We start from the raw sequence: 21,537 nt of genomic DNA on the forward strand, positions 1-21,537 counted from the left end.
GGGTTTAACCCCCTATACGTGTGGAGCAATTTGTCATGACTAGTAGCTACAGTGCCGATCAAATCCAAGTTCTAGAAGGGCTGGAGGCGGTTCGCAAGCGGCCGGGGATGTACATCGGCTCCACCGGTCCACGTGGCTTACATCACCTGGTTTATGAGGTGGTCGACAATGCCATCGACGAGGCTCTGGCTGGATACTGTACGCATATTGAAATTGATATTCACGCCGATGGGTCAGTCAGCGTGACCGACAACGGACGGGGGATTCCCATCGATGTTCACTCCAAAACCGGACGCTCAGCCCTGGAAACCGTCATGACCGTTCTCCACGCCGGGGGAAAATTTGGCGGTGGTGGCTACAAAGTCTCTGGAGGTCTGCATGGGGTAGGCGTATCCGTCGTGAACGCCCTCTCAGAATGGGTCGAAGTTACCGTTTGGCGAGATAAAAAAATTCACGGTCAACGCTACGAACGGGGAAAACCCACCTCAGAGTTAACAACTAAACCCAGCCCCGAGAAGCAACGCACTGGCACCTCAGTTCGCTTTCTCCCCGACCGTGACATCTTCGTTACCACAGGCATTGAGTTTGATTTTAACGCCATCGGCGCTCGGGTACGGGAGTTAGCCTATCTCAACGCCGGGGTTCGTATCACCTTCAGTGACCATCGCCTCGATCTCTTGGGGAAAGAAGAACCTCGCGTTGAAACCTACTTTTATGAAGGGGGGATTCGCGAATATATCCAATATATGAACCGGGATAAAGAACCCCTCCATGATGAAATTATCTATGTGGAAGGGGAACGGGATGGTGTCGTTGTGGAAGCGGCCCTGCAATGGTCGGTGGATGCGTACAGTGACTCACTCCTGGGCTTTGCCAATAATATTCGCACCGTAGATGGGGGGACACACCTAGAAGGTCTCAAGTCAGTCCTCACCCGGACCATGAACGTCACCGCCCGCAAACGCAACAAACTCAAGGATAATCAGCCCAACCTAGGCGGGGAAAATATCCGAGAGGGCCTGACGGGGATTATTTCCGTGAAAGTCCCCGATCCTGAGTTTGAGGGACAAACCAAAACCAAGTTAGGCAATCCTGAAGTGCGGGGGATTGTCGATTCCCTGGTGGGAGAGGTGCTGACGGAGTATCTAGAGTTTCGTCCCAATGTGGCGGATGCAATTTTAGAGAAAGCCATTCAGGCCTTTAACGCCGCCGAAGCGGCCCGCCGGGCCCGAGAGTTGGTCCGTCGTAAGTCAGTGTTAGAATCCTCGACGTTACCGGGGAAACTGGCGGATTGTAGTTCCAAAGACCCCTCCGAGTCGGAAATTTTCATTGTTGAGGGGGATTCTGCGGGAGGCAGTGCTAAACAGGGGCGCGATCGCCGTTTCCAAGCCATTTTGCCTCTACGGGGTAAAATCCTCAACATCGAGAAAACTGATGACGCCAAGATTTATAAGAACAATGAGGTGCAGTCCCTGATTGCGGCGTTGGGATTAGGGATTAAAGGAGAAGACTTTGATGTGTCCCAGTTACGCTATCACCGCATCATCCTCATGACCGATGCGGACGTGGATGGGGCCCACATTCGTACGTTGCTCTTAACTTTCTTCTATCGCTATCAGCGGGATATGGTGGAACAGGGCTTTGTCTATATTGCCTGTCCGCCCCTCTACAAGGTTGAACGGGGTCGCAACCATCACTATTGTTACAGCGATCGCGAACTTCAACGCCATCTCAACGAACTCCCTAGCAACGCCAATTATAATATCCAACGCTTTAAGGGGTTAGGGGAGATGATGCCCACCCAGCTTTGGGATACCACGATGAATCCAGAAACTCGCTTGTTGAAACGAGTGGAAATCGAGGACGCGGTGGAAGCTGATCGCATCTTTACGGTTCTCATGGGAGACAAAGTCGCCCCTCGCCGAGAATTCATCGAAACAGAAGGGCCAAAACTGAATCTCACAGATTTAGACATCTAATTTAGGGGAAGAAGGCAAGAAGAAGGCAAGAGGCAAAAGGCAAAAGGCAAAAGGGGGAAGAAGGCAAAAGGCAAAAGGCAAAAGGCAAAAGGCGGGAATCCATCTCGGGTTTATCCTCTGTGTCCTCAGTGACTCTGTGGTTCTCTCTTGCCTCTTGCCTCTTGCCTCTTGCCTCTTGCCTCTTGCCTCTTGCCCCTTCCTTCCCCCCAAAAAAAACGCCCTGATGAGAGTGACCTCATCGGGGTGTTCGTATAATCTCAATCTGGTCTAGAGAAGAGATTGGGGTGAACCGACTATTCGCCTAAGCGGTTGCGTTGATAGACATCCAGGCTATAAGCCGGGACACGCTGGCGATAGTCGGTTTTCTGTCCGGTGAAGGCTTCAGCGAAGCGATCGAATCCTTCAGAGTTCCAGTTACGTTCGTGGATGGGCTTCGTTTGCTCCCCACGGAAGTAGGCTTGGGTACCTAGTACAGCAGCAGCAGCCCAGCCGGTCAATAGTAAGGCGATGATAAACAAAGTCATATTGAGTTCTCCTATGTCGGTGTTTTACCTCGTTCTGTAAACCATTATAACGTTTTATAAATCTTTGTAAAGTTTGCTTGACGAGGTGGGGGTAGTGATACCCGTACCCTTCGCTCTTATCCCCCCATGAGCCACTCCTTGAGATAAGGAACTGGGGGGAGACATAAAAGAATTGAGAAGGTCTTTTCAAAACCCAATCGGTGATGCTATCATATAACTAGCTAATAAAAATTAAGGCGAACGTGAGCTAAACTGGCAACTATCACTCTCCGCCCTTGTTCATCTCAACCCAGAGACCAAAATGCTATTCCGCCAACTCTTCGACCCAGAGACGTCAACCTACACCTACCTCATCGCCGATGAGGAGACTCGCGAGGCCATCCTCGTCGATCCGGTTCTCGAACAACTCGAACGGGATTTACAACTGCTTGAAGAACTGAACCTGACGCTACGCTACGGTTTAGAAACCCATGTTCATGCTGACCACATCACTGCAACGGGAAAACTGCGGGAACGAACCGGCTGTCAGGGAATTGTCCCCGCTAACGCGGAAGCCAACTGTGCCGATCGCTTTATTCAGGATGGAGAGGAGTTAGTCGTCGGTCAGGTCAAACTGGAGGCGATCGCCAGTTTGGGCCATACTGATAGCCATATGGCCTATCTCGTCAATGGAACCCATCTACTGACCGGGGATTCTCTATTGATTCGTGGCTGTGGACGGACGGACTTCCAAAGTGGGGATGCGGGACGCCTCTACGACTGCATTACCCAACGCTTCTTCACCCTACCCGAGAGTACCCTAGTCTATCCCGGCCATGATTACCGAGGTCAGACCGTGTCCACCATTGGCGAAGAAAAACGCCATAATCCTCGCTTTGCCGGCCGCGATCGCACCGAGTTCATTGAACTGATGGCGAACCTGAACCTTCCCGATCCCAAAAAAATTGCCGAAGCGGTTCCGGCGAACCAACGCTGCGGTAACGTGCCTGCCTAGCTAATGGATATTACTTGGATTCTTGGACATCTCCTTGCGATAGGCATTGGCCTGAGTTTAGGACTCATTGGCGGCGGTGGCTCGATTTTAGCGGTCCCCATTTTGGTGTATGTCATGGGGTTATCGGCCCGAGAGGCGATCGCCGCGAGTCTCTTTATTGTCGGAGTAGTCAGTCTCATCGGACTGATTCCCCATGCTAAAGCCGGTCACGTCAGCCTCAAACTGGCCCTGACCTTTGCCCCGGCGGCGATGGTGGGGGCTTATGCTGGAGCGAGATTCGCGGAACTGCCCTTTATTAGCGATACCATCCAACTGGTAGCCTTTGGCATCGTCATGTTACTGGCTAGCATTTTGATGATTCGTAAAAAACGAGACAATCCCCCCATTCAACTGGACCCCCAACCGGACCCAGGAGCAACAGCCAAATCCCCATCGTTGGGGAAAACCGTACTGATTCCCCTAGAGGGACTGTTGGTGGGGGTCATTACCGGCTTTGTTGGGGTTGGCGGTGGCTTTGCCATTATCCCCGCCCTAGTTCTACTTGGGGGAACCCCGATTAAGGAGGCAATTGGCACCTCTTTACTGATTATTGGCCTAAAATCCGCCACCGCTTTTTGGGGATATCTAGGTCAAGTTTCCTTAGATTGGAACCTCATCCTCTCCTTTACCTTAGCCGCAACCCTAGGAACCTATGGTGGAGCGTTATTAAGCCGTCGCCTGGATGCCTCTCACCTGCAAAAAGGCTTTGGTTATTTTGTCTTGGCCGTCTCAATTTTCATCTTGATTCAACGCTAAAACCCTGGGGTTAGGTCAATTGGGGTCGAATCTCCTCCAATAAGCCCTCACAAGCATCGAGGAGGAGGTCAATCACCCGGTCAAAGCCTTCTGCCCCACCGTAATAGGGGTCTGGGACTTCCTTGAGCTGATGATGACGGCAGAAATCACACATCATGCGCACGCGATCGCCATATATCCCTTGGCGATCGAGGGCCATGATGCCCGCATAATTATCCCGGTCCATAGCCAGAATCAGGTCAAACTGTTCAAAATCTGCGGGAATGAACTGTCGGGCCTGGCCCACTAACTCAATGCCTCGTTTTTTCCCCGCTGAGCGCATCCGAGCATCTGGGGCACTGCCAATGTGATAACTCGACGTTCCCGCCGAATCACAGATAATTTTGTCCTCTAGCCCCGCCTCAGCTACCAAATGGCGCATGATATTTTCCGCTGAGGGCGATCGGCAAATGTTGCCTAGACAAACAAAAAGTAAATGATATGCCATCGTGTTTTCAATATCAGGTCATAGTCGTGGCGCGGGACAACGAACCCAGTAAGACCAAAGCCTGCACGTGCAGGCTTTGGAAGTTCTCCGACCGTGGTGAACTTACATCCCCGGTAAATTTAAACCGCCTGTGAGTTCTTCCATCTTCTCCCGCATCGTTGCCGTAGATTTGTTATAGGCATCCTGCATCGCTTCCGTCACCAAGCGAGAGACCGCCTCAGGTCCTTGGTCCAGGGCCCCTTGAGAGATTTCAGCCCCCCGAGGTTCTTGGTTGCCGCTGAGGACGACCGTGACCGTCCCATCACTGGATTGACCCGGGATTTCTAGCAAATCGAGTTCTTCCTGAAGACGTTTCGCTCCTTCTTGAACTTCTTGGGCTTTTTGGAAAGCAGCGGCAAGTTCTTTCATCTTGCCCAAGCCGAATCCAAATCCTTGTCCTTGTTGTTTAGACATCGTGCTTAAAACTCTCGCGTCACATTAAATTGCAAGTACGACCCATTGTGCCATCGCAGCGCCCTTGTCACCAAAGATCACTGACATCCTGGGAAAACTCCCCGATGAGTTTGACCTCGGGTTGGAGTTCAACGTCCCAACGATGACGAACGACGTCCCGCACATGACGGATGACGGCGATCGCATCTTGAGCCGTTCCTTGGCCGCTGTTGAGGATAAAATTAGCGTGTTCATTGGCCACATGAACACCCCCCACACGATATCCCTTTAACCCCGCCTGTTCAATTAACCAACCGGCCGCTTGAGGTTTAGGATTACGAAAGACACTGCCACAACTGGGGCGGTGATAGGGTTGCGTCCCATGACGTTGTTTAAGATGCTTGTCCGTGCGCCGTCGCACCAGCAGGGGGTCTTCTCCCCCTTGCAGTTGTAAGGTGGCTCCAAGGACGAGCTGAGAACTACCTTGTAGACAAGAGGTGCGGTAACTATAGCCTAGGGCGCTTCGGGGCAGGGTAACAATGCCACCATCGCTGTCTAAGACCTCTACCTCAATTAAATTATCCGCCAAACAACTGCGGTGAGCGCCGGCATTCATGACCACGGCCCCACCCAGGGTTCCCGGGATACCCACGGCCCACTCGAAACCACTTAACCCACGACTGGCTAATTCCCAGGCGAGTTTGGGGAGGGGAAAGCCAGCGGCGACCTTGACGATTCCCAAGCTCCCATCTAGATGATAGTCCCGTAAATAGCGGGTGCTAATGACTAAACCCGGGATGCCGCGATCGCCAATCAGTAAATTAGACCCCGCCCCAAGAACCGTAATTGGTAAGCCTTCTGAGTTCGCCCAGGCCAAAGCCCCATAGAGGTCATCGAGAAGCCGTGGGGCCATGTACCACTCGGCCACACCTCCAACCCGTAGGGTCGTCATCTTAGCCAAGGGAATTTGGGGATATAGAGGGCATTTCGCACCCAAAATATGAATCGGCCCGGGATTGGCCAAGTCCATCGATGGGGGTGGGCTTGAATGAGAAAATATCATCATCGCTCAGAGATACCTAGGAACGGGAGGATTGCACGTGATCACGCTCGTAGTCGAGCTGGCCATGCCAGTTGAGTAAATCTGGGACAATTTGATTGAGATCACCAGCACCCAAAAACACGGCCAAATCCCCAGGTTGGAGAAAGTCCTGGAGAAAGGTTTTTAACTCCTCTAGGGTCTCCTGGGGATGGACGGCATCGTGATGTTCAGCAATCGCCGAGGCCAGATGACTACTGCTAACTCCAGCAATGGGGGCTTCACCAGCACTGTACACTGGGGCGACGACTACTGCATCAGCATCGCCGAAGGCCTCCGCAAACTCGCGGATAAAGGTTTGGGTTCGACTGTAGCGGTGGGGCTGAAAAATGGCGACCAGTCGCTGACTCGGTGATGTGTCCCCCTCCACTTGCAACCGGGCAGCTGAGAGGGTGGCGGCAATTTCGCTGGGGTGATGGGCGTAATCATCAATGAAACGAATCCCATTGGCAACCCCCAGCAGTTCAAAGCGACGCCGGGCCCCTTTAAAACTCTGGAGGCCCTGGGCAATGGGGCCAAAGTCCAGTCCTAGCGATCGCCCGACGGCGATGGCCGCCAAGGCGTTACTCAGGTTATGAGTTCCTAACAATCCCAAGTGAATCTCCCCGAGACAGGTGCCTCGCTCCCAGATTTGGGCTTGGGTTCCTTGAGCGGAGACTTGAACCGCATTGGCGGTGTAGTCGGCCCCTCGCTCGGGGTCGAGGCTATAGGTGATGTCCGGCTTGAGGCGATCGCGGACAACATCGCAATCAATACAGCCGATGGTGGTTTGACACCGTTGGGCGAAGGTCTGAAAAATGCCGGTGACTTCGTCTAGGCTTTGGTAGCGATCGGGGTGATCCAGTTCTATGTTTGTAATGACCCCAATCTGAGATTCAAATTTAACTAAAGACCCATCGGACTCATCCGCTTCAGCCACTAGATAAGGACTGCTTCCAAGTCGCGCATTTCCTGACCAGGCTTCCACTTCTCCCCCCACAACAATGGTCGGATCGAGTCCGGCTTGTAGGAGTAAATAGCCGATTAAACTGCTGGTGGTTGTTTTACCATGGGTTCCGGCGACGGCAACACTATGGTGGGTTTGGATGAGAGCCGCTAAAACATCGGAACGGTGGAAAATGGGGCAACCTAGAGCCACGGCAGCTTGATACTCCCCATTATTCGGGTTGATGGCTGTCGAGCAAATCACTTGGGGCAATCCTGGAGGGGCGATCGCCCCTTCCTTCGAGCCATCGGGCTGGGCCGTCTCGGGAGCGGCGGAGTGGGATAGGGAAGTAGCCGTAAAGACCTCTAAGTTTTTAGCTTCCTGTTCCCAGAAAATATGAACACCTAATTTTTGTAATCGTTGAGTAATGTGATTCGACTTTAGATCCGAACCATACACGGGAAGCTGGCGCTTCGCTAAAACATATGCTAGAGCAGACATGCCAATTCCACCGATGCCGATGAAATGAAATGGCTTGCCGCTGAAATCAACAGAATCCGGCATTTTCGCTCCTAACACACCACACCGTACCGATAACACGCGACATCATATCAGGTATTGTTATTTTGCGATACGACTTTGGACAAATTGAACACTACTCATCTTAGCCATATCGGTCGAGGAGGGTAGATGAGATTGATCACCTCATCAATTGATGATCTCCATTCTGATGGGTTGATCCGTCATTGAGCTTGATGTCTCGGGTTGACGGCTATGATATCTCCTCGTGAGCCAGACCCCAAATCGTACCCGTTGGGCCAAGACCTCGCACCCAGGAACAGACCCACCCTTGACTGTACTGGCGTCTGTAGGTCTGTGAACTAGCTTTCAGCGTCGGTTTGGGTAAATCCGTGCAATTTATCCACTTTCTGATTCCCGGCGATCGCCCCGGAGCCAGTTACTCAGACAAGCAACGCCTAACTTGGGGAGTCTTGGACAGTCCGAGTTGACCCGGACAAAAATGATCAGGAAACGGACAGGCTTTGCGATATGATGAAAGGCGCTACCTGAACTTGCCAGAGTACCGCCATGATGCTTTAGAGGCGAAGGGTTGGAGAATGGCAGGGAGAGCCGATAGGATAGCAAACAAACCCAATAATCATGTTGTGTTGGGTCGGTAGATGTAGGTCAGAGTCACCGAACTGCGTCACGAAAATTTCATAACGACTTGTTGACCCCATGCGCTCAGATGCAGCGTAATGATGGGGGATCAACTGGATTCAAAACTGCCTGTGGAGGCGACCAAACGTGGAACACCAGCCGTCTGCTTAGACGGACGCCGGGTTACTCTCCCGTCTGGACTCGTTCTCACTGACGCAGGAGACTCAGTCTGTCAAGATTGAATATCTGTGAACGAGCTGTATAGCTCGGTTGTAACGTCAAGCCCGTTTATCGATTTGGTGGGCGATCGCTGTTAGGAGGAAACAAGGTGATTAGAGTAGCAATTAATGGTTTTGGACGTATTGGACGCAACTTTTTGCGTTGCTGGTTAACCCGTGAAAATAGCGGGTTGGAAATTGTGGGGGTCAACGACACCTCTGATCCGAAAACCAATGCGCATTTGCTCAAGTATGACACGATGCTGGGCAAGTTAGATGCAGAGGTCAGTTCAGATAGTAATTCGATTATTGTCAACGGCAAGACGATTAAATGCGTCAGCGATCGCAATCCCCTGAATCTTCCCTGGAAAGAGTGGGGCATTGACTTAGTGGTGGAATCCACTGGGGTCTTCGTGACGGAAGAAGGTGCATCCAAGCACCTCCAAGCTGGAGCCAAAAAGGTTCTCATTACCGCCCCAGGGAAAGGAGGTAGCATTGGTACCTATGTCATGGGCGTCAACCATGAAACCTATAAGCACGAAGACTACAACGTAGTCAGCAATGCCAGTTGTACCACCAACTGCTTAGCTCCCATCGTCAAGGTGCTGCATGAGAATTTCGGTATCATCAAAGGTACCATGACCACCACCCACAGCTACACCGGGGACCAACGGCTCCTCGATGCCAGCCACCGGGATGTGCGTCGTGCTCGGGCCGCAGCCATGAACATCGTCCCCACCTCCACCGGTGCCGCCAAAGCTGTAGCCTTGGTGATTCCTGAAATGAAAGGCAAGCTCAACGGGATTGCCCTGCGAGTTCCCACCCCCAACGTGTCTGTTGTGGACTTAGTGGCTCAAGTGGAGCGTAAAACCTTTACCGAGCAACTGAACGAAGTGCTGCAAAATGCCGCCAACGGTCACATGAAAGGTATCCTGGGCTACAGTGATGAACCTCTTGTTTCCACCGACTATAAGGGAGCCAACGATTCCTCTGTTGTGGACTCCAGCCTCACCTTAGTCATGGATGGTGATCTGATTAAAGTTGTGGCTTGGTATGACAACGAATGGGGTTACAGCCAACGGGTTGTTGACCTGGCTGAACTGGTGTCTGAGAAATGGGTCGGCTAGTCCCCCCCCCAGGTTTGGGAGTTCCAAGGGTTCGTCCCGCTCCAGTGAATTTCTGATATCCTATTCCCCATGAAGAGGCGGCCAGTATGGTCGCCTCTCCTATCATGAGGGACAGGCCCATCTCTGGACAAGGTTTATGAATCCGATTAATCTGTGTTTCCCGATCGCGGCGACTGGTTTTTCTCAACTGCCGCTGCCTTATTTGGCTCAAGTCCTGAGTCCGACGGATGATCCGGTTGCCATCTTCCTGATTATTCTAGCCATTATGCTCGTGGCGCCGCTTTTGTTTGAGCGGTTGAAAATGCCCGGTATTATTGGACTCATTTTAGCAGGAGTCGTTGTCGGTCCTCATGGGCTAGGATTGTTAGAACTTGATAGCACCATCGACCTTTTAGGAACTGTGGGGTTGTTGTTCTTAATGTTTTTGGGGGGGTTAGAAACCAGCCTCGAAGATTTGCGGCAAAATGCCAAAGGTGCGGTTAGTTTTGGTCTAGCCACGTTCCTCCTGCCGATGATTATCGGGACGGCTGCCATCCTCACCCTTGACTATTCCCTGTTAGCCGCGATTCTTGTCGCGTCAACCTTTGCCTCTCATACCTTAGTTGCCCTCCCCGTCTTGAATCGGCTGGGGATTATGAAATCACGGGTGGTGACTGCGACCCTGGGGGCAACACTGATTACCAATATTTTAGCCCTGTTGGTCTTGGCGGTGGTGGTACGAGCAGAAGAGGGAGAACTCACCCTAGAATTTTGGTTATTTCTGATTCCTTCCCTAATTATTTATACCTTTGCTACCCTCTGGGGAATCCCCAAACTGGGTCGTTGGTTTTTTATTAAATTTGGTCATGATGATCGAGCCGAATTCATGTTCGTGTTGGCGGCTCTATTTGTTGTTTCCTATTTAGCCAATTTAATTCAAATTGAACCCATTGTCGGTGCCTTCTTAGCTGGAGTTGCCATTACCCCCTTAGTGCCGCCCCTCAGTCCCCTGATGAACCGGATTCAGTTTATCGGCAACACCCTGTTTGTGCCCTTTTTCCTGATTTCTGTGGGCATGTTGGTGGACCCGATGATTCTGATCGAAGAACCGGAAGCCTTACTGGTGGCTGGGGTAATGGTGGCCGCCGAGGCGGTGAGTAAGTTTGCGGCGGCTTGGGGCACGGGCTGGTTTTTGAAATGGTCGGGTCCGGGTCGCATGGTGGGGTTTGGCTTATCGATTGCTCAGGCTGCCTCAACCTTGGCAGCGGCAACGGTTGCTCTGGAGATTGGCTTGGTGGATGAGGTGACCATTAATGGGGTCATCATTATGATTTTGATTACCTGTGTGGCCTCTCCTTGGATTACGGCTCGCTGGGGGGCTAAATTGGATACGCCTCAGGTGGAATCATCTGAGACCCAGGCGAGCAACGAAAAACAAAATCAGTGGGGGGCAAGAATTTTAGTGCCCGTGGCCAACCCCGATACGGAAGACCGCTTGCTGCAATTGGCGATTATTTTAGCGAAACGTAAAAATGGCACGCTTCTGCCCCTGCATGTCCTTTCCGATCGCAACGGCCCCGTTTCCTCGGCGGCCCGGGAGGGACAACAACGGCTGTTGAGTAGTGCGGAAATGATTGCCCATGGAGCGGTAACAGCCGTTGAACCCATTGGTCGGGTTGATGATTCCATTGATTGGGGGATTCTGCGGGTGGCCCAGGAGCGCAATGCCAGTCTTGTGATTTGTGGTTGGAAAGGCTATTCCACCTATCGGGAGAATTTCTTTGGCAGTGTGATTGATAATGTGGTCCGCCAGTCCCCGGTTCCAGTCTTAGTTTCCCGCTTTCCCAAGCCCTTGGAGAATATACAACGGGTGCGATTAGCCGTGACGGATGCTCAGGTGGCCTCACCTTTGTTTAAACCTACGTTGACCTTGGCTCGGTCGGTGGCCAATGAGTTGAAAAGTGATTTAGCCGTTCTTCAGGTGTTACCGAGTCGGGCCGAGGTCCCACGGGTTGACTTATCGGAGCTGGAGCCGGAGCTGGAGTTAGATGTGCAGCGCGGCGGCTTAGTGGTTCAGGTGATTACGGTCTTGGAGCCGAATGATTTGTTGGTCTTGATTGCCGGCAAAAATCGTGCGGGGGGTCCGGCCTTGGGACGAGCGGCGGAAACGATCGCCCGCAGTCAACCGAAGTCGTCTATGTTGATTCTCCATTTTCCGGAGGATCAGGAAGGGGCTTGAGTGGGGCCGGCTTTATAAAAAACGCCGTAGGTCAAAACTCATCCCGTCCTGGCGGGTGGGATTGCATTCATGGGTGAGCAGTAATAGGAGGTGTTCCGTATAATCGACGGCTCCCCGTAGTTCTCCTTGAAGAATCTCTAGGCCGCCATTGGCATACTCTTCAAATAGTTCTACCCGTCGCGCTTCTGCCTCGGGGTCGGTGGGAGAGAGGATGTTAGCTTCTTCTGTGGCCATGATGGCCAACAGTTGAATCAGGCGATCATAGCCCCGGGAAATGAAGATATCCAGGGAGACGGGACTCGGTTCACGGCTAACGGCGGAGCTTATGGGCGATCGCCGTTTGTGTTTGGCCCCCAGGGCCGCTGCAAAGGCCAAGATATCTGCATAGGTGGGGAAGGGAGCTGTGGTCATCTCTCCCTGACGCAGGAGCGATCGCACCAAATCCGCTTTATCTTTGTCTACACGCACCCGATGTAACATGGTTCTGAATCTCGTCTGAGGTCAACTGGGGGGAATCTGGTAGAGGGTGATCATCCGTTCAATCACAGCCCGGCTCACAGGGGCCGCGACCTGTCCCCCAGTCCCGGATGACGGCTCATCCACAGCCACAAAGACTAAATAGCGGGGAGCCTCGGCGGGAAAAATGGCCACGAAACCAGCCACGACGGCTGAACTGGAATAGCCTCCCCCATCTCCTAAACTTTTCTGAGCCGTTCCGGTTTTTCCCGCAATCCGATAACCGGGAATCCGCGCATTTTGACCCGTCCCTTCTTCCACGGCCTCCTCCATCATTTTCACCACATCTCGCACCGTTTCCTCGGAAAAGATGCGAACTCGTTGGGGACGTGGGAAGGGCTGCTGTAACTGGCCGGCCGTATCAGTCAGTCCTTGGACCACATGGGGGGTCACTAAATAACCTCCATTGGCCAAGCTACCGTACAGACGTACTAACTGAATCGGGGTGATGGCAAATCCTTGGCCAAATGAGGTAGTAGCGGCTTCGACGGGAGAGGCGAGAAACTCCTGACGGCTTTTAAGAATGCCTGGGGTTTCAGAGGGCAAATCAATCTGGGTGAGTTCTCCTAACTCCACCCGTCGCAGCCAATCATAATAATCACTGGCCCCCATCCGTTCCATGATGCGTACCATTCCCACATTACTGGAATCCCGGAGAATCTCCGTTAAGGTCAGTTCCCCCCGTCCCCCAGCATAGGCATAATCATAGTTGGAGATGGGCCAGCCATCGACAATGATCTGACCGGGATCGTGAAACGTATCTGTCGGTCGAATGGCCCCTGCTTCTAGGGCGATCGCCACATTGAGGGGTTTAAAGGTAGAACCGGGTTCATATAAATCATTCAAGGCCCAATTGCGGAAGCGCTCCAGGGGAGTGTCATTGTACTGGTTGGGATCGTAGGAGGGCAAAGACACTAAAGACAACACAGAGCCATCCCAAGCATCCATAACAATGACTGTTCCCTGTTGGGCCTGAAATTCCTCCATGGTTTGAGCGAGAACGGCCTCTGCTGTACCTTGCAAGCGCATATCTAGAGTTAATTGCAGCCGCAAGTCATCAAAGCGAGCGAGGGCGGGGGCGGCGCGATCGAGAATCCCCCGATTTTGAGCATCGTCACCCACGAAAACCACATTTCGTTTTAAGACATCGTTGTGGGCTGCCTCCAATCCTGCCTGGCCTAGGCCATCAAAGTCCACATACCCGACCACGGCAGCGGCACTTTCCTTTTGTGGATAGGAGCGACGAGAGACGGGGATAAGTTCCAAACCATCAAAGCGGAGTCGGGCAATCTGCCGGGCAGTTTGTTGTGGTAGCCAGTCTGCTAAGGGAATACCGCTGGGGAAACTCTGAAATTTTTCCAGGAGTTGAGCTGGAGACTCTTGCAAAAGCACTGACAACTCCGCCGCAACGTCCCTTGGGGGAGCGGTGAAGAGTTTGGGGTGAGCATAGAGATTAAACACGGGACGATCAATGGCCAAAGGAATATCTCGGCGATCAACAATTGTCCGTCGTGGCACAAGTGTTTGGAATTGGGGTTGGTACTGCTCGGCGGCCCGTTCCTGAAGACGAGGTCCTTCAAGGACTTGTAGGGCAAACAGATTTAGGGTTAGGCCCAATCCGGCGGCCACCAATAGGGCCCAAACGACGAGCAAGCGCCAGCGGGAAGGGGTGGCGACCACATCCCGGAATTGAGTCATTGCCCAGTCTGAGACATTCTCCAGGGTGGTCAGATAGGCCGCCAGTTGGGCGCGATACTCATGGGACTGAGAGGGGGGACGAGAGGGCGATCGCCTGGGGGGGGTGGAGGGCCGGGAGACTCTCGCACGCTTGATCTCTCGGTGTTTAGGGAGTAGGGGTCTACCTCGCACGTAACGCATCAATTTCTCAGCTTTGGGGTGGCGAATGGAGCAGGTGTTAGATGGGGGTTGGCTTAATATCCCAGGGGAAAGTTGGGGTTGGGGGGGTCAGAGGGACGGTCTGCTGAGGGGCGATCGCGAGTCGTGGCTGGGGTAATGTAGAGGGTTTGCTCGGAGGTGACGACTAAATGGTCTAACTCATGGTCTTGCTCAAGTTGCATCACATGTTGCCGCAGGGCTTCTGTGGCAATCACGAGTTGTCGTTCCTGTTGCCGTAGTTGTTGAAGTTCACGGCTAGCACTGTTCCACTGTTGTTGAGAATAGACCGTCCCACCGTACAGCGCCAGGGTGCTGGTGGCCAACAGGGCGCTAATGAGGGTTGAACTACGGCGCAGCCAAGGGAGTGGGGAAAGGAAGCGGGCGGACGTTGGAGGTTGGCGCAGTTGTTCCCGACCCTTCAAGGGAATCACGACGGAGTTCCTGGGGCGAGGTTGCTGAGATGCTGAGACGGAGGACTGACGACGCAGCTCAAGACGGCGTTCGAGTGAAACAACTCGATTCCTATCGCCGGTTAAACGAGGGGATCTCACGGACGCAGACTGAAGCGCGTAAGTCATAAAACACCACCAATACGAGAGCAAATACGAGAGCAAGCAGAATCAGCGAGTCTATCCGTCCTGGAAATATAACCGAAGTCGAGTTATCTTTGGGCCATGACGTGATCTGAACTCCTTGTCCACATCATCCTAACACCGTCAGTTTCCCTTGGAAGCGTTAGGCTGGGTCTGTCTCTAGACACATTTTTTTGATGATCACTGATCCTTTGGGTTAAGTTTGAGTTAAATTACAATATCGCAGCTCAACTCGGCCTAATAAGGTGGTGTTGATGTTGTGGGCATTTGACATAAGAGGTACAAATTCATGAAAACTAAACTTGTAAGTTTGATGGCGGTTCTGGGGCTTTCTCTGTTCCTAGGCGCTTGTGCTGAGGATACTGCTCCTACCGATACTGCTCCTGGAGAGGCTCCCATGGAACAGGAAGCTCCCATGGAAGGAGATCCTGAAGGGATGCCGGAGGGAGATGATCCCATGGAAAGCCCGATGGATCCCGCTGATGATCCTATGGAAAGCCCGATGGATCCCGCTGATGATGATGAGGCAGCTCCCATGGAACCGGAGACTCCTGACGCTCCCTAGTCTAGAATCGGCATTTCCTCTAGGGTCCCAGTGGCTAACTAGACGGGTGGGCTCTAATGAGTCCTATTGCTCAGGAACGAGGAGTTGTGTTTGGAATCATGCCAAGAGCGGCTCCTCGCTTCTTTTTTTTCCGGGTTTGAGGTGGTTTTGATGCGCCTTCTCCAGTTCAGTACATCCCATTATTGCCGCAAAGTTCGCTTGGCTTTGGGGTATAAGGGCATTTCCTATGAGGTGGAGAATTTGACGCCCGGCGCTCATCGCTTCAAGTTGAACCCCTTAGTGGGGTTGACGACGGTTCCGGTGTTGTTACCTCAGTCCCCTGAGGCCCCGGTGGCGGTGGGTGACTCGACGGAGATCCTAAGATTTTTAGAGGTCTACTACCCTGAGCCGTCTTGGGCTTTTGGAGAACCTCAGGGCGATCGCCGGGCTTGGCTTTTGGAAGATTGGCTCGATGAGAGTATTGGCACGGCGACCCGTTTTCTCTATTACGATTTTCGGGCCAAAGAGGGTCAGTCCGTCAATCCTTCTTGGTTTGCCCAAACCTTGGTTAAGGTGGTGCGGTTTCAGTATGATATGAGTCCGGCCCGGGTGGACTTGGCCCGTCAGCGTCTGGATTTTGCGTTGAGGGAGTTAGGAGAGGTTTGGCAGGGCTCTCCCTATTTGGTGGGCGATCGCCTCAGCGTCGCGGATATTACGGCGGCGGGCCTCCTCAGTCCCCTAGCGTTGATTCCTCAATACCGACAGGACTATCCCTGGCTGTTTGAGCGGATTGGGCAGATTCATCGGCACTGTCAGGAACCCCTACCCCCAGGATTAACCCTATGATGACCGGCAAACCCTTCGCGAGTTTCGTGGTCGCTGCGGCCGTGAGCCTGATCGCGATTCCTGAGAGGGCGATCGCCCTTCCTCCGGCCGAGGATACCCCGGAAGAAGTGTTACGCAACGAGATTTTGCTAGAGGCGCGATCGCCCCTCGATGGGGAACCCCTCACCCCCGCCGAGTACGCGGCCCTACAAGCCCAACTGCAAGAGCCAACTCAGCCCCCTCAGCTCAGTTCCGAGATTCGCTACAACATCTTTTTGCTGCAACTGTTGCGGATGTTCCGAACCCTTAGCCCCTTCTAGTAGACCCCCCCTCCGGTTCAAATTTCCTGACTTTTGCCTCCCCTCCCCGACAGAGAGGGGTTTTTGCTGTATCTTCAACTGTAAAGATTTGTTGCCGAACCCTCCCGGTTCGGCCAAAATCTTTAGGGAAGCCCCCAGCACAGACCCACGTCAAAATACCTAGGGTCAGCATACCCAGCATCGGCCAGGGGACCTATAGACATGTCACACTAGGGCTGAGTCATCGGCGGGGGGCGATCGCACCCGAACCTCTATAACAAAACAGCACACGGCCTAAACACCCATCCATTCCCTTAAAACCCATGTCAAAAACCATTTCCACCGAACAGATTGACTACATTGTTCATAACAGCCACCAAGACCCCTTCTCCGTCCTCGGCGCTCACACCATCGAACGAGACGGGAAGCCAGTCTGGGTGGTCCGGGCCTATCTCCCGGATGTGGAAGCCGCCTGGGTCGAACTCTCAGAAGAACGGAAGTCCTACCCCATGGAGTCCGTCCATCACCCCCACTTCTTTGAATGTGAACTCGATCGCCCTGTTGACAAAAAAGAAGAGACCGACCCCTTCCCCATCAACTACCAACTGCGACTCAAACAAGGGGACCATGAGCGGGTGATTTATGACCCCTACGCCTTCCGCTCCCCCAAACTCACCGACTTTGACATTCACCTCTTTAGCGAAGGGAACCACCATCGCATCTACGAAAAACTCGGCGCCCATCTCCTCAGCACCAAGGGCGTCGAAGGCGTCTACTTCGCCGTCTGGGCCCCCAACGCCCGTAACGTCTCGGTTTTAGGAGATTTCAACAGTTGGGATGGTCGCAAGCACCAAATGGCGAAACGGGGGAACGGAGTCTGGGAAATCTTCATCCCGGAAGTGGCTGTGGGGACTCCCTACAAATACGAAATCAAAAACTACGACGGCCACATCTACGAAAAATCCGACCCCTACGGCTTCCAACAGGAAATCCGCCCCAAAACCGCCTCCATCGTCACCGATCTCGACAGCTACCAATGGTCCGATACGGACTGGATGGAAACCCGGCGTAATACGGACCCCATGACCTCCCCCGTATCCATTTACGAGGTTCACCTCGGATCATGGCTGAACGCCTCCTACGATGAGCCAGGAACCGACTATCTGGGGAATCCCCTACCCCCCGTTGCCGTCGCCGACCTCAAACCCGGGGCACGCTTCCTCACCTACCGAGAACTGGCGGACCGCCTGATTCCCTACGTCAAAGACCTCAACTTCACCCATATTGAACTTCTCCCGGTTGCCGAACATCCCTTCGACGGGTCCTGGGGCTATCAAGTCACCGGCTACTACGCCGCCACCTCCCGCTACGGAACTCCCCAAGATTTGATGTATTTCATCGACCAATGTCACCAGAACGGCCTTGGCGTGGTTGTGGATTGGGTTCCCGGTCATTTCCCCAAAGACGGTCATGGCTTAGCCTTCTTCGACGGAACTCACCTCTACGAACATGCGGACCCCCGCAAAGGAGAACATAAAGGCTGGGGAACCCTGGTGTTTAACTATGGCCGCAACGAAGTCCGTAACTTCCTCGTTGCCAATGCCATCTTCTGGTTTGATAAATTCCACATTGATGGCATTCGCGTGGATGCGGTAGCCTCAATGCTTTACCTGAACTACGATCGCGAAGATGGAGAATGGGTGGCGAACCAATATGGCGGCTGCGAAAACATCGAGGCGGCAGACTTCCTACGCCAAGTTAACCATGTGCTGTTTAGCTACTATCCTGGCATCCTCTCGATCGCCGAAGAATCCACCGCTTGGCCCATGGTCTCTTGGCCCACCTATGTGGGGGGGTTAGGCTTCAACCTGAAATGGAATATGGGTTGGATGCACGATATGCTGGACTACTTCGCCATGGACCCCTGGTTCCGCCAGTTCCACCAAAACAACATCACCTTCAGCATTTGGTATCACTACAGCGAAAACTACGTCCTGGCCCTGTCCCACGATGAGATTGTCCATGGCAAGAGTAATATGCTGGGCAAGGTCCCGGGGGATGAATGGCAGAAGTTCGCCAACTTGCGCTGTCTGTACGCCTATATGTTCGCCCATCCGGGCAAGAAAACGTTGTTTATGAGCATGGAGTTTGGCCAATGGAGTGAGTGGAATGTCTGGGATGACCTAGATTGGGATCTGCTGCAATATCCGCCCCATCAGAATCTGAAGGGCTTTGTCAGTGCCTTGAACCAGATTTATCGTAATGAACCAGCACTTCATAGTCAGGATTTTGAGGAACCGGGCTTTGACTGGATTGATTGTAATGACAACAGCCATAGCGTGGTATCTTTCCTACGGCGCGATAAGTTCTCTGATGATGTGATTGTGGTGGTCTGTAACTTTACCCCTCAACCCCATAGTCATTATCGAGTCGGGGTTCCCGAAGGAGGTTTCTATAAAGAAATCTTCAACAGCGATGCAGCGAACTTTGGCGGCAGCAATATGGGTAACCTGGGCGGCAAATGGACTGATGAATGGTCGTTCCATAATTATCCCCAATCGGTGGATTTATGTCTGCCGCCTCTGTCGGTGTTGATGTTTAAGCGCGATCGCGACCCATCCCCTGTCACGACCTCTAGTGATACGGTGTCAGTCAACACAACGATGTAGACCATCCTGCGCCAAGCGGCCATGGATTGGGGAAGCTGGCCATCCTGGCTGGGCTCCCCTGCTATGGCTGCCGAGTCCTCCCCTCAAGCTGCGATAGGCTAGAGGGGAGATACATTGATCATTATCATTTAGGAGCGTACCCTTGAAGAACGCACAGCCAAGCCCCCAGAACTTACAATCGATTATTATCGGGGCCATTCTGGCGGCGATCGCCATTATTGGCTTTAGTTCCTTCGTCGTCATCTCTCCCGGCCAAGCGGGAGTCATCAGTATCCTCGGGAAAGCCCGAGATGGAGCCTTACTGGAGGGGATTCACTTCAAACCCCCCCTGGTTTCCGTCGTGGATGTCTATGATGTCACGGTTCAGAAGTTTGAGGTTCCCGCCCAGAGTTCCACCAAAGACCTTCAGGATTTGACGGGACGCTTTGCTATTAACTTCCGTCTCGATCCGACTCGGGTGGTGGAAATTCGCCGCACCCAGGGGACGTTACAGAACATCGTCAGCAAAGTGATTGCCCCGCAAACCCAAGAAGCCTTTAAAATTGCCGCCGCCCGGCGCACCGCCGAGGAAAGTATCACTAAACGCACGGAGTTGAAACAGGACTTTGATGTGGCCTTACAAACTCGTCTGGAGAAGTATGGGGTGATTGTTCTGGATACCAGTGTGGTGGATTTGAACTTCTCGCGGGAGTTCGCCAAAGCGGTGGAAGAGAAACAAATTGCTGAACAGCGGGCCCGCCGAGCCGTTTATGTGGCTCAGGAAGCGGAACAGGAAGCCCAAGCGGAGATTAACCGCGCTCGGGGTAAAGCGGAAGCCCAAAAACTCCTAGCGGAAACCCTCAAGTCCCAGGGTGGACGGTTAGTGCTGCAAAAAGAAGCCATCCAAGCTTGGCGCGAAGGGGGCGCTCAAATGCCTAAAGTCTTGATGTTAGGAAGCGAATCCCCGGGAATCCCTTTCCTGTTTAATTTACAAGATGTGGAGGACGAGGCCCTCTCAGGTCGCTAACTTGATTAGTTCAAGATGGGTTAATCGGCTTTTCAGGATTAACCCTGAGTTGATTTTGATAGCGGGTTAATCCAACTGATTCTTCTGGATCTACGGTGGGATTTATTGCGTGGTATACAAGATTGTAGGGGCGAAAAATTTTTCGCCCCTACAGTAACGAATGTAATCTGGCATAAATTGTATTTATCACCTTGGAATCCAGAAATCCCTGCGATTTTTAGATGTAGTAACTTATTAAAAGTATTCATCTAAGATTTTTGAAATCGCAAAAATAAACTAAGTATTAAATCTAGTTTTGGGTCGCCTATTATGCTTGAAGTCAACAGTTTGGAGTGGATTCGCCTGCATCCCTGGCTGTTTGCCGTCATTTTAAATGCAGGTTTGTGGCTGTTTGCTGCCCTACTCCCCAAGAAACTTCTTACCCCTGCGGGGTATGTTCATGCCTGGATTTTAGGGGTTTTAGTTTGGGGCTGTCTGGGGTGGCAAGGCTATACCATTGTCATGTTTTATTTCTTGTTTGGTTCAGCGGTGACGCGGATTGGGAAAGCGCAAAAGGAAGCGGCGGGGATTGCCGAGAAGCGAGATGGGGCCAGGGGGCCGGAGAATGTCTGGGGTTCAGCATTGACAGGGACATTCTGTGCGATCGCCCTGGCGGGATATGCCCAACTACAAGGAGTGCCCACCCATCCCCTCCCCGCCGTTCCGCCTTTGCTGATTATCTTGCTACAACTCGGCTATGTCGCCAGTTTCGCCACCAAACTCGCGGACACCACCGCCAGCGAAGTGGGCAAAGCTTACGGGAAACGGACGTTTTTAATTACCAGTTTGCAGCCAGTTCCCGCTGGAACCGAGGGGGCCATCAGTTTGGAGGGGACCCTGGCGGGGCTAGTGGGAGCGGTGGCGATCGCCCTGCTAGGCTACGGATTAGAGATGATTGACAGCATCGGGATGCTCTGGTGCATCCTAGCCGCCTTCATCGCCACCAACATTGAAAGTCTCATCGGGGCCACCCTCCAGGAGCAATTAGACTGGATGACCAATGAAGTTGTAAATTTCATCAATACGGCCATTGGTGCGCTTCTGGCGATTCTCCTCGGCTGGGGTTGGGCCTTGCTGTTGATTGCCAACAGTTGAGACAAAGGTAAGAGGAGGAGAACCACAGAGTCACCGAGGACACCGAGGAAGAGGAGGAAGAAGCGAATAGCGCAGGTTCTCCCCTCCAGGGAGGGG

The 21,537-nt window shown here is 52.9% G+C and carries 19 protein-coding genes; 11 read left to right on the forward strand and 8 right to left on the reverse strand.

Features of this window, described 5'->3' with window-relative positions; translation table 11 throughout:
• Positions 1 to 35 precede the first annotated feature (35 nt).
• Positions 36 to 1,979 carry a DNA topoisomerase (ATP-hydrolyzing) subunit B gene (gene gyrB, locus NEA10_RS09690; protein ID WP_252665139.1) on the forward strand — a complete coding sequence of 648 codons (1,944 nt, stop codon included), beginning with the start codon at positions 36 to 38 and terminating at the stop codon, positions 1,977 to 1,979.
• A 293-nt stretch (positions 1,980 to 2,272) separates the two neighbouring features.
• Here the strand turns inward: gyrB and NEA10_RS09695 are convergent, their stop codons facing one another.
• Complete coding sequence (locus NEA10_RS09695; protein WP_252665140.1) at positions 2,273 to 2,503, reverse strand: photosystem II protein, Psb35-related; 231 nt, start codon at positions 2,501 to 2,503, stop codon at positions 2,273 to 2,275.
• 301 nt (positions 2,504 to 2,804) lie between these two features.
• Between NEA10_RS09695 and NEA10_RS09700 the strand changes: the two genes are divergently transcribed.
• Together NEA10_RS09700 and NEA10_RS09705 are read left to right on the forward strand one after the other, a co-directional pair.
• On the forward strand, positions 2,805 to 3,497 hold the full coding sequence (locus NEA10_RS09700) for an MBL fold metallo-hydrolase (protein ID WP_252665141.1): 693 nt from the start codon (positions 2,805 to 2,807) through the stop codon (positions 3,495 to 3,497).
• 3 nt (positions 3,498 to 3,500) lie between these two features.
• Complete coding sequence (locus NEA10_RS09705) at positions 3,501 to 4,292, forward strand: sulfite exporter TauE/SafE family protein (RefSeq protein ID WP_252665142.1); 792 nt, start codon at positions 3,501 to 3,503, stop codon at positions 4,290 to 4,292.
• 10 nt (positions 4,293 to 4,302) lie between these two features.
• Here NEA10_RS09705 and NEA10_RS09710 read toward each other — a convergent pair whose 3' ends face one another.
• The 4 genes from NEA10_RS09710 to murC form a co-directional block, all read right to left on the reverse strand.
• Positions 4,303 to 4,779 carry a low molecular weight protein-tyrosine-phosphatase gene (locus NEA10_RS09710; RefSeq protein WP_252665143.1) on the reverse strand — a complete coding sequence of 159 codons (477 nt, stop codon included), beginning with the start codon at positions 4,777 to 4,779 and terminating at the stop codon, positions 4,303 to 4,305.
• A 102-nt stretch (positions 4,780 to 4,881) separates the two neighbouring features.
• On the reverse strand, positions 4,882 to 5,232 hold the full coding sequence (locus NEA10_RS09715) for a YbaB/EbfC family nucleoid-associated protein (protein ID WP_252665144.1): 351 nt from the start codon (positions 5,230 to 5,232) through the stop codon (positions 4,882 to 4,884).
• 67 nt (positions 5,233 to 5,299) lie between these two features.
• Positions 5,300 to 6,277 carry a UDP-N-acetylmuramate dehydrogenase gene (gene murB, locus NEA10_RS09720; protein WP_309494869.1) on the reverse strand — a complete coding sequence of 326 codons (978 nt, stop codon included), beginning with the start codon at positions 6,275 to 6,277 and terminating at the stop codon, positions 5,300 to 5,302.
• Between the two features lie 13 nt (positions 6,278 to 6,290).
• Complete coding sequence (gene murC / locus NEA10_RS09725; RefSeq protein ID WP_252665145.1) at positions 6,291 to 7,799, reverse strand: UDP-N-acetylmuramate--L-alanine ligase; 1,509 nt, start codon at positions 7,797 to 7,799, stop codon at positions 6,291 to 6,293.
• Between the two features lie 925 nt (positions 7,800 to 8,724).
• Here murC and NEA10_RS09730 point away from each other — a divergent pair.
• Positions 8,725 to 9,741 (forward strand): type I glyceraldehyde-3-phosphate dehydrogenase, encoded by a 1,017-nt coding sequence (locus NEA10_RS09730; protein ID WP_252665146.1) that lies wholly within the window; start codon positions 8,725 to 8,727, stop codon positions 9,739 to 9,741.
• 136 nt (positions 9,742 to 9,877) lie between these two features.
• Positions 9,878 to 11,959, forward strand: coding sequence for a cation:proton antiporter domain-containing protein (locus tag NEA10_RS09735; RefSeq protein ID WP_374111881.1), 2,082 nt, complete (start codon positions 9,878 to 9,880; stop codon positions 11,957 to 11,959).
• Positions 11,960 to 11,971: 12 nt separating this feature from the next.
• Here NEA10_RS09735 and NEA10_RS09740 read toward each other — a convergent pair whose 3' ends face one another.
• Genes NEA10_RS09740 through NEA10_RS09750 form a run of 3 tightly spaced genes read right to left on the reverse strand, consistent with a single transcriptional unit; the run spans position 11,972 to position 14,949 of the window.
• Positions 11,972 to 12,439 (reverse strand): DNA phosphorothioation-associated protein 4, encoded by a 468-nt coding sequence (locus tag NEA10_RS09740; protein WP_252665147.1) that lies wholly within the window; start codon positions 12,437 to 12,439, stop codon positions 11,972 to 11,974.
• 21 nt (positions 12,440 to 12,460) lie between these two features.
• On the reverse strand, positions 12,461 to 14,353 hold the full coding sequence (locus NEA10_RS09745) for a peptidoglycan D,D-transpeptidase FtsI family protein (protein WP_252665148.1): 1,893 nt from the start codon (positions 14,351 to 14,353) through the stop codon (positions 12,461 to 12,463).
• Positions 14,354 to 14,406: 53 nt separating this feature from the next.
• Complete coding sequence (locus tag NEA10_RS09750; protein ID WP_252665149.1) at positions 14,407 to 14,949, reverse strand: hypothetical protein; 543 nt, start codon at positions 14,947 to 14,949, stop codon at positions 14,407 to 14,409.
• A 304-nt stretch (positions 14,950 to 15,253) separates the two neighbouring features.
• Between NEA10_RS09750 and NEA10_RS09755 the strand changes: the two genes are divergently transcribed.
• The 6 genes from NEA10_RS09755 (at position 15,254) to NEA10_RS09780 (ending at position 21,441) form a co-directional block, all read left to right on the forward strand.
• A complete protein-coding gene (locus tag NEA10_RS09755) occupies positions 15,254 to 15,529 on the forward strand; it encodes a hypothetical protein (RefSeq protein WP_252665150.1) in 276 nt (91 codons plus the stop codon).
• A gap of 150 nt (positions 15,530 to 15,679) precedes the next feature.
• Positions 15,680 to 16,354, forward strand: coding sequence for a glutathione S-transferase family protein (locus NEA10_RS09760; protein ID WP_252665151.1), 675 nt, complete (start codon positions 15,680 to 15,682; stop codon positions 16,352 to 16,354).
• On the forward strand, positions 16,351 to 16,653 hold the full coding sequence (locus NEA10_RS09765; RefSeq protein ID WP_309494874.1) for a hypothetical protein: 303 nt from the start codon (positions 16,351 to 16,353) through the stop codon (positions 16,651 to 16,653). Before NEA10_RS09760 ends, NEA10_RS09765 begins: the two co-directional genes overlap by 4 nt.
• 302 nt (positions 16,654 to 16,955) lie before the next feature.
• Complete coding sequence (gene glgB / locus NEA10_RS09770) at positions 16,956 to 19,301, forward strand: 1,4-alpha-glucan branching enzyme (protein ID WP_252665152.1); 2,346 nt, start codon at positions 16,956 to 16,958, stop codon at positions 19,299 to 19,301.
• 142 nt (positions 19,302 to 19,443) lie between these two features.
• Entirely contained in the window at positions 19,444 to 20,307 is an 864-nt protein-coding gene (locus NEA10_RS09775; protein ID WP_252665153.1) for a prohibitin family protein, read from the forward strand.
• A gap of 309 nt (positions 20,308 to 20,616) precedes the next feature.
• Entirely contained in the window at positions 20,617 to 21,441 is an 825-nt protein-coding gene (locus NEA10_RS09780) for a TIGR00297 family protein (protein WP_252665154.1), read from the forward strand.
• The last annotated feature ends 96 nt before the right edge of the window (positions 21,442 to 21,537 follow it).

The sequence above is a fragment of the Phormidium yuhuli AB48 genome (assembly GCF_023983615.1).
Taxonomy (GTDB): Bacteria; Cyanobacteriota; Cyanobacteriia; order Cyanobacteriales; family Geitlerinemataceae; genus Sodalinema; species Sodalinema yuhuli.